The sequence below is a fragment of the Sphingobacterium suaedae genome, assembly GCF_042684625.1.
GTDB classification, from domain to species: domain Bacteria; phylum Bacteroidota; class Bacteroidia; order Sphingobacteriales; family Sphingobacteriaceae; genus Sphingobacterium; species Sphingobacterium suaedae.
This window is the reverse complement of record NZ_JBHULR010000003.1, coordinates 110,792-117,469: the sequence shown is the minus strand read 5'-3', so window position 1 is coordinate 117,469 and position 6,678 is coordinate 110,792. Positions and strand designations below refer to the sequence as shown.

6 protein-coding genes are annotated in these 6,678 nt (G+C 45.8%); all 6 read left to right on the top strand.

The genetic code is table 11. The annotated features are described in order from the left end of the window. Nucleotides 1-310: 310 nt before the first annotated feature. The 6 genes from ACFSR5_RS03820 to ACFSR5_RS03795 all read left to right on the top strand — a co-directional run bounded on the left by ACFSR5_RS03820 (nucleotide 311) and on the right by ACFSR5_RS03795 (nucleotide 6,667). Nucleotides 311-658, top strand: a complete 348-nt coding sequence (locus tag ACFSR5_RS03820) for a Spx/MgsR family RNA polymerase-binding regulatory protein (protein WP_380900888.1) — start codon at nucleotides 311-313, stop codon at nucleotides 656-658. A 3-nt stretch (nucleotides 659-661) separates the two neighbouring features. Next, the gene (locus ACFSR5_RS03815) at nucleotides 662-2,608 is read left to right on the top strand and encodes a M1 family metallopeptidase (RefSeq protein ID WP_380900886.1); all 1,947 of its coding nucleotides are present in this window, start codon (nucleotides 662-664) and stop codon (nucleotides 2,606-2,608) included. 4 nt (nucleotides 2,609-2,612) lie between these two features. Further along, entirely contained in the window at nucleotides 2,613-3,311 is a 699-nt protein-coding gene (locus ACFSR5_RS03810; RefSeq protein ID WP_380900884.1) for a hypothetical protein, read from the top strand. Between the two features lie 29 nt (nucleotides 3,312-3,340). Next, complete coding sequence (locus ACFSR5_RS03805; protein ID WP_380900882.1) at nucleotides 3,341-4,813, top strand: amino acid permease; 1,473 nt, start codon at nucleotides 3,341-3,343, stop codon at nucleotides 4,811-4,813. Nucleotides 4,814-5,032: 219 nt separating this feature from the next. After that, nucleotides 5,033-5,683, top strand: coding sequence for an NAD(P)-dependent oxidoreductase (locus tag ACFSR5_RS03800; protein WP_380900880.1), 651 nt, complete (start codon nucleotides 5,033-5,035; stop codon nucleotides 5,681-5,683). An 81-nt stretch (nucleotides 5,684-5,764) separates the two neighbouring features. Continuing rightward, nucleotides 5,765-6,667: a serine hydrolase gene (locus tag ACFSR5_RS03795; RefSeq protein WP_380900878.1), complete on the top strand. Its 903-nt coding sequence runs from the start codon at nucleotides 5,765-5,767 to the stop codon at nucleotides 6,665-6,667. Nucleotides 6,668-6,678: the final 11 nt, after the last annotated feature.

Below are 6,678 nucleotides of genomic sequence, written 5' to 3'. Positions count from 1 at the left end.
ACTTCGTCTTGTGTTCGGGTGTTCTTCGACTGGGAGTCGAAGAACACCCGAACACAAGACGAAGTGGAGCCGATGAAAAGCCGTCGCCGTCTCGAGCCTGTGTCGAACATATAGCGAACATTTCCCCAAAAAAAGTACGTTCAAAAAGCCCGCAAAGAGATCCTATACCCAAGACTGTTGGATCTCGCATTGCTCACGGAAACGTAACAGACCTTTTATACGAAAACAACTGTTAAAATATCCTTTGTTATAGCCCTTTTTTAAATATATTGATATCTTTATCCACTTAAAGCAGACAACTAACAACACGATGATACAAGTTTACGGAATAAAAAACTGCAACACAGTAAAAAAAGCCCTAACCTGGCTCGACGCACATCAGGTCCCTTACACGTTTCACGATTACAAAAAAGAGCCGGCAAGCTTAGAGAAACTCTTACATTGGGAAAAAGAAGTTTCTTGGGAAGCTTTAGTTAATAAGAAGGGTACAACCTGGAAAAAACTATCGCCGATAGAACAAGCGGCGGTGAACCACGCCGATGCGGCGAATGAAGTATTGATCCAGCACAATAGCATGATCAAGAGACCTATTTTGGAAACAAAAAAAGGATTAATTTTAGGGTTTAACGAAGACGAGTACACGTCCAAACTTACTTAGCATATGACGAACAGGATAAGAGCCGCCTCACTTTCCCTATTTTTATTTGCAACGGCAGCAGTAGGGCAGACGGTAAGCAAATACAACTACACAGAAGCTTTCCATCCCATCTTCTATACGCAGAACGGAACGCCTTACCGCTCGGCTAGCGGAAAACCCGGGCATGCCTATTGGCAGAACCGCGCAGACTATGATGTTCACGTATCTTTAGACGATCAAACCGATCGTATCGCCGGTCGAGTTTCCATTACCTATACCAATCAGAGTCCGGACGACCTTTCGTATATTTGGTTGCAATTGGATCAAAATCTATTCGAGGAGAATTCCAGAGGGCAAGCCGTCGTCCCGCTAGAAGACAGTCGCTACGGATCCGCGAATTCAGAATTTGAAGGTGGCTTCGCCTTATCCAACATTAAATTTTCAGATGGCACTACAGCATTCTATGAAATTATCGACACCCGCATGCGGCTGGAGCTTCCCAAAAAACTCGCGGCAGCTGGCGGAAGCGTCACTTTTCAGATCGACTTCAGCTATACGATACCCGAGTACGGCGCCGACCGGACCGGTATACTGTCCACGAAAAACGGAAAGATATACACCATTGCACAGTGGTATCCACGTGTATGTGTATACGATGACATTATAGGTTGGAACACAGAACCCTACACTGGACCGGGCGAATTCTACCTAGAGTTTGGAGATTATTCGGTGGAGATCACCGCACCGGCAGACCATATTGTTGTGGCCGGAGGCGAACTCCTCAATCCAGAAGAAGTTTGGACAGCCGAACAATTGACCCGGTATAAACAAGCTTTTCAAAGCAATAAAACCGTAGCAATAAGATCGTTAAACGAAGTAACATTACCTGCTTCTAGACCTAACAAATCCACCTTGACCTGGAAATTTAAGTTGAAGCAAGCCCACGACTTTGCCTGGGCTTCTTCGGAGGCATTTGTGCTCGACGGGGCAAGAATTAATAACCCCAGCGGAAAAAGTGCGTTAGCGCTCTCGGCCTATCCTGCAGAAAGTAGCGGGAATAATGCCTGGGAGCGTTCCACCGAATACACCAAAGCGGCCATTGAGCATTACAGCAGCAAATGGATGGAATATCCGTATCCGGTAGCCGTCAATGTGGCATCCAATGTGGGAGGAATGGAGTACCCGGGTATCTCCTTTTGCGGTCATGACGCGAAAGCTGGTAACTTATGGGGTGTTACCGATCATGAGTTTGGACATAATTGGTTTCCCATGATCGTTGGCAGTAACGAACGCCTTCACGCTTGGATGGATGAAGGCTTCAATACGTTTATCAACGGATTATCGACTGAAGTTTTCAATAAGGGCGAGTACCATAAGACGTTCGGGAACCGTAATAGTATGACGCGTGCCTTTGCACAGCCACAGTTGGAACCAATCATGTCGACGCCGCAGAGCATGAAAGAACGAAATATCGGAATTCTCGCCTATTACAAGCCGGCTTTTGGCCTTCGCTTGCTTCGCGATGAGATTATCGGCGCCGAGCGTTTCGACCGTGCGTTTCGCAGTTACATTTCTTATTGGGCATATAAACATCCGACACCGGACGACTTTTTCCGAACAATCGAAAATGAAACCGGCGAAAATCTTGCATGGTTTTGGCGTGGATGGTTTAAGAACAACTGGTCGCTCGACCAGTCGATCCGGACGGTTGACTATGAGAAAATGGATCCTAAAAACGGAGCCTTAATCACCATTGATAATTTGGAGCAGCTTCCTATGCCTGTTGTTATCGAAGCAACAACCGAATCCGGTCAAAAGATCCGTAAAAAGCTACCGGTCGAAATCTGGCAACGCAATAAAGCTTGGCGATTTAAGTTGAAAACCACCGAAAAATTGATAAAAGTCGTCATTGATCCCGACCAAGTTTATCCCGATATCAATCCTGAAAATAATGTCTGGCCTAGAAATTAACACCATGAAGATCGTCAATCCTTATCAGCTTATCGCCCTTTTTATGTTCTTCCTCGTCTCCGGAATAACCACCGTGTCGAACGCACAGGAGGTTAAGGGAATTGTCCACGAACTGGAAAGCAGTCAGCGCTTGAAAGATGTGGTCGTGAAAAACCTTCGGACGCAACAAGAAGCACGGTCTGATGCAGATGGTAATTTTTCCATTGGAGCTCAGCTTAATGATTTATTAACATTTGCGCAAGCTGGATACGAAGTCGACACCGCTTATATCTATGAAGAAGGAATCCAACGTATCTATTTAGTCCGAGACCAGAAAAGCATTGTCATCGATGAAGTGGTAGTCAGTCGGCTAACCGATAGTCGGTTAATAGCCGAAATTGAGCGCGCCAGAAATGAGGGCAAAGTAACAGAGGGATCCCAAAACCGCGGAGGGCTCCGCTTGTCTCCCTCCCGTCTATTTGGACGTCAGGGTAAACTCGCGCGCAAAAACCTGGACTTATTGCTCCAAGAGCAAGCGAACCGAAAGATTGATCGCTGGTTCTCCAACCAGACCATCCGGGCCATAGTCCCTCTCAGCGATAGTGAACTCCCTCTATTCAGGGAACAATTCCGACCGACTCTTCAATTCATGGAAACAGCCTCTCCAGAAGATCTGCGGATTTATATCCTCGATGCATACAGTAAATTCAAATCCAATAAATAAAAAACTCCACTACTAACCCACTACGAATTATGTTGTACAAAAAATCCATCCCGCAGATTATACAGGAAGCCCGGGAAAGCGGTGAACACACCCTAAAGCGAACATTATCCAGCACGGGGCTTATCGCACTAGGCGTTGGCGCCATCATTGGCGCCGGTTTATTTTCTTTGACAGGTATAGCTGCCGCTGAAAATGCCGGACCAGCCGTTATCCTCTCCTTTGTAATTGCTGCTTTAGCGTGTTCGTTTGCAGGCCTCTGTTATGCAGAATTTGCTTCCATGATCCCTGTTGCCGGCAGTGCCTATACATATTCTTATGCCACAATGGGCGAGTTTGTCGCGTGGATTATCGGTTGGGACCTGGTGCTGGAATACGCGCTCGCCAGTGCAACGGTAGCGGTAAGCTGGTCGCAATATTTTAACCAGCTACTCATGATCGTAGGGATCAGCATCCCAGAGCAGCTCTTGAAGGGTCCCTGGGAAGGTGGAATCGTGAATATCCCTGCTATTGTAATCGTTTGCTTGCTGTCCTTATTGTTGATGCGCGGGACTAAAGAATCTTCCACCGTCAATAACTTACTGGTGATCTTAAAAGTTAGTGTCGTGTTGATCTTTATTGTTCTCGGCTGGAGTTTTATCGATTCAGCTAACCATACTCCATTTATTCCGAACAACGAAGGGGAAGAATTGGTCAAACGTGGAGAGCTCGGTTTTTTCTCCTTTTTAACCAGTGATTATTTTGGTCAGTTCGGTATCAGTGGAATACTGCGGGCTGCAGGGGTACTCTTTTTTGCCTTCGTCGGTTTTGATGCCGTCAGTACTGCAGCGCAAGAGGCTAAAGATCCAAAAAAAGGTATGCCCATTGGCATTATTGGCTCGCTGATCGTCTGCACCATTCTATATGTCCTTTTTTCGTATGTGATGACTGGTCTCGAAAACTATCAAGCGTTTAAAGGTGATGCAAAGCCTGTCGCAACGGCCTTCGCAAAAACAGGATACACCTTTTTAAATTCTGCACTGATTGTTACCATCATAGCAGGATACACGTCTGTTATCTTAGTTATGCTACTGGGTCAAAGTCGCGTGTTCTATTCCATGAGTAAAGACGGCCTGCTGCCTAAAATCTTTTCCGACCTTTCCAAAAATCAGACCCCTTGGAAAACAAACTTGATCTTCATGATCTTTGTATCTATTTTCGCAGGGTTCGTTCCCGTATCGGATCTCGGACATATGGTCAGTATCGGGACATTGTTTGCGTTCACGCTCGTTTGCATTGGCATCTTAGTCCTTCGCCGGACTAACCCTGAGATTGAGCGTCCGTTCAAAACACCATTTGTGCCCGTAATACCTATTTTGGGGGTTGTAGTCTGTATCTTACTGATGGCCTCCCTCCCAATTGAAAGTTGGGAACGACTGGGCATATGGTTACTTATCGGACTGATCATTTACTTCCTATACGGAAAGAAACATAGTAAAATTCGGAAAGCACAACAGAAATCTTAATCGTTCATCGAATTCTTAAAAACAGGCTGGCCAGATTGTCCAGCCTGTTTTTATTAGATGCTGAACCTTCAGAATTTCTTCATGCAGGCGCATCGAGTTCCTGTCGGGAAAACAATTTATCGATTCAACCATTTATTAATACAAAGAACATTTTGTTGGCTGGACAACGGCACACGTTACCAGTCCACGTTCATGTAAGAATAAAAGACGTATCGAAGTATGAAAAAAATAGCACTTATCGGCGCCACTGGCTTTGTTGGTTTTCCACTATTAGAGGAATTGATCGCTCGAGGATATCACGTGCTGGCCATCGCGCGCGATGTTCAACAGCTAAAAAACAAAGAACAGGTGACTGCGATCCAAGTCGATGTCAACGAAGAGGTTGCATTAGCTGCAGCATTGAAAGGATGTGATGTGGTTATCTCTGCCTTTAACGCCGGTTGGGACAATCCCTCCTTGTATGACGACTTCATGCGGGGCAGTCGAAGTATCCTACTCGCTGTAAAAGATGCACATGTGAAACGGTTCATCGTTGTGGGCGGAGCGGGTAGTTTGCTCATAAACGGGAAAAAGCTGGTCGACGATCCTAAATTTCCGAAGCACATTAAAGCTGGCGCCCAAGCCGCATCGGATTATCTAGAAGTGATTAAGCGGGAACACGACCTATCTTGGACCTTCTTCAGCCCGGCGATCAACATGGGCCCGGATACACCTGGCAGTCGCACGGGAAAATACCGAACCGATACGGATACCCCGGTATTTGACAGCTCCAGAAAATCACAGATATCGGTCGAGGACGCGGCGGTAGCCATTGTAGACGAAATAGAGACAGAGCGGTTTATCAACAAGCGGTTTACTGCAGGATATTAATAACTAAACCGCATAATAAAGCAAATAAAATAAAAGATTTACGCATCTTTTTGCTACTTTGGTCGTCAGAAACAAATGACCATGAAAACAGGATTCGTTATTGCTTTAACTTGCCTCTTGGGCTTCTCTACTGTGTACGGCCAAAAACACGATAAAAAATTAGAAAAAATCCTTCGGGATGAAATTGCCGGCTTTGGCGGGGATATCGGCATTTACGTAGAACATGTCGGCAAACACCGAAAAGTAGAAATTCATGCAGACACAGTATTCCCTACTGCGAGTATTGTGAAAATACCGATACTCGTTGGCGTTTTCAATAAAATCAACCAAGATCAGTTACATCTCAACAATTCCTTTCGCTACGATGCGAAACGAGTTTACGGCGGGTCTGGATTGATGCAATTCTACAAAGATAGTGCGCAAACTGACCTGTCAACCATGATCTCTTTAATGCTTACTTATAGCGACAATGTCACCTCGATTTGGTGCCAGGAATTGGCTGGTGGTGGTGCCGTGATCAACCAGATTATGGACGACCTCGGATTAGTGCACACGAAAGTAAATTCCCGGACAGCTGGTCGAGAAGCGATATGGAAAAAATATGGGTGGGGACAAACGACTCCGCGCGAAATCGCTCAATTGATGTATTATATCCGTTCGGGCCAGGTTTTTTCGCCGCGGATGTCCGACAAGATGTACCGCTACCTCAAAAATCAGTTTTATAACGAGCGATCGTTAGCTCAATTTCCAGCCGATATAGCCACGGCGTCCAAAACCGGGTCCATTGATGATGCGCGTGGAGAAGTCGTATTCGTACATGCCCCCTCTGGAGATTTCTTTTTCTCCATTCTGACAAAAGGCAATAAGGATCAACGGTGGACTTCCGATAACGAGGCGGAAGTCTTGACACGCAAAATAGCCAATGTGTTGTGGAATTACTTTGAGCCCAAGCGACCGTTTAAGCCCTTTCCACCAATCCGATAATGATATACGGC

Coding starts and splice junctions, on each gene's coding strand:
- ACFSR5_RS03820 (WP_380900888.1), top strand. CDS start 311: ATGATACAAGTTTACGGAATAAAAAACTGCAACACAGTAAAAAAAGCC.
- ACFSR5_RS03815 (WP_380900886.1), top strand. CDS start 662: ATGACGAACAGGATAAGAGCCGCCTCACTTTCCCTATTTTTATTTGCA.
- ACFSR5_RS03810 (WP_380900884.1), top strand. CDS start 2,613: ATGAAGATCGTCAATCCTTATCAGCTTATCGCCCTTTTTATGTTCTTC.
- ACFSR5_RS03805 (WP_380900882.1), top strand. CDS start 3,341: ATGTTGTACAAAAAATCCATCCCGCAGATTATACAGGAAGCCCGGGAA.
- ACFSR5_RS03800 (WP_380900880.1), top strand. CDS start 5,033: ATGAAAAAAATAGCACTTATCGGCGCCACTGGCTTTGTTGGTTTTCCA.
- ACFSR5_RS03795 (WP_380900878.1), top strand. CDS start 5,765: ATGAAAACAGGATTCGTTATTGCTTTAACTTGCCTCTTGGGCTTCTCT.